The sequence below is a fragment of the Borreliella lanei genome (assembly GCF_014205895.1).
GTDB classification, from domain to species: domain Bacteria; phylum Spirochaetota; class Spirochaetia; order Borreliales; family Borreliaceae; genus Borreliella; species Borreliella lanei.
In genome coordinates this window covers 1-1,600 of sequence record NZ_JACHFC010000019.1, presented here as the reverse complement: position 1 = coordinate 1,600, position 1,600 = coordinate 1, and the positions used below count along the sequence as shown (strand labels likewise).

Below are 1,600 nucleotides of genomic sequence, written 5' to 3'. Positions count from 1 at the left end.
TCCATATAGCAATATATCTTGATTTTATATTTTCTTTTGCATCAATGGAGATAAAGTTAGAATTGAGGGATTTAAGCTCATTAAGCAGTTTTTGGACATATTCAGTTTCTGTAAGTATAAACTTATGAATTTCGGTGTCTTTGAAAAAATTGGGTATTTTCATATTTATCAACTATCAATGTCAATAAGCAAGCGATCCGTTGTATTAAAAAGCAGTAGTGTATCATCATCAATGGCAATATCTTCATTTTTTTTAAAATCGCTTTCAGTAATGCTTGAAATGTTTTCGGTATCTGCATCTTTAGTGCAAGCTTTAATTTCTATAGACTTAATCCCTTTTATTTCATTAACAGGAGCAAAAAAGTCTTGATATTCAAAGTTAATCCCCATATCAGAATAGTTATTTGAAATAATTCTAGAATATATATTTCTAATTTGAGAGTCTATGTTTAAGTAGAGATAGTTTTTAAGATCAAGCTTGTACTTCACTTTCATATAAACATATTTTCGTTTTCCGAGTGATATTTTATAGGATTTATGTTGTCCGGTTGAATTAAGTCCATCAATTTCTATGTTTCCTTCAAGCAAAGTACCACTAGGAATTGTTAGGTATAATGTTTCCCAAAGTTTTGCTTTAAATTCAGAATTAATAATATTGGTTTTACTAGTGTCTAATAAATCTTCTTTTAAAATTAGATATATATATTAACTTTTCCAGCTGAACTTTTAATATTAGTGTACTCAACCCCATCAAGATTAAGTAAAGCAGATTTAACTGCACTGTAAGTTGTGCTTTTAGAAGAAATGTGTTCTTCAATAGTAGTCCAATAGATACCACCCGGCCTCATTTTAGAAAAAAAGAGATTAAGCTCATTAATTACTTCTTCTTCAATTAATGCTAAAGAAGATGCAATAATGTTGTAAATTGAGCTTTGATTATCATCAATATTAATACCATAATTTACACGCAAATATTCTTTTTTCGATTTTACAATATCTTTAATTGTACGTTTTAGAATACCAAAATCAGAATCAAAAACTATGCTCATAAATCAAACTCCATATTCAAAACATCGCCAGAGAAAAAAAAGGATATATGCACTTTGTGGTCTTGTATAGTAGTTGAAATGTTTATTAAATCTAAGTTAAGTTCTTTAGATATTTCGTGAAAATAATTTTTTACAGCTTGAAGATTGTTGATTTTTAACAGTTTTAAAAGTAAAAAGTAGTCCAGTCCCCAATTAGGAGCATAGCTTAGACTTCCCTTTAGGGTTTTCAAAAATATAAACAATTTTTGTTTTTGTTCGTCAATTCCATCAACAAGCGATATATCATTATTAAATACCAATTCAAAATTATTTCCAATTTTTAAATCCATACTAGTAATTATACCATATTTAGCAAAAATTACTTAAACAAACTGTTAATATCAGCAGTAATTCTAGAAGTTACAGCTCTTAGGCTTGCATAGTTAATAGTTGAGCCTCCTATTATAGTTATACCGTTAATAGCACTTACAATATTGTCTAAAATTTTTTTTAAGCTAGTTGTTTGGTTAGCTATTTCAATTGTATTTGTTTTGATTTTAACAGTATCAGAT

Annotated in this window: 2 protein-coding genes and 2 pseudogenes; all 4 read right to left on the bottom strand. The window is 27.6% G+C overall.

Features of this window, described 5'->3' with window-relative positions:
• Positions 1 to 163, bottom strand: a 163-nt coding sequence (locus HNQ06_RS05575) for a DUF735 family protein (RefSeq protein ID WP_184108014.1), incomplete at its 3' end; no start/stop codon positions are given.
• A gap of 5 nt (positions 164 to 168) precedes the next feature.
• Positions 169 to 1,049: pseudogene (locus tag HNQ06_RS05570) on the bottom strand (DUF276 domain-containing protein).
• Positions 1,046 to 1,378 (bottom strand): DUF2634 domain-containing protein, encoded by a 333-nt coding sequence (locus tag HNQ06_RS05565; protein ID WP_184108012.1) that lies wholly within the window; start codon positions 1,376 to 1,378, stop codon positions 1,046 to 1,048. Before HNQ06_RS05565 ends, HNQ06_RS05570 begins: the two are co-directional and overlap by 4 nt.
• Positions 1,379 to 1,407: 29 nt before the next feature.
• Positions 1,408 to 1,600, bottom strand: a pseudogene (locus HNQ06_RS05560) (DUF777 family protein); the annotation flags it as partial.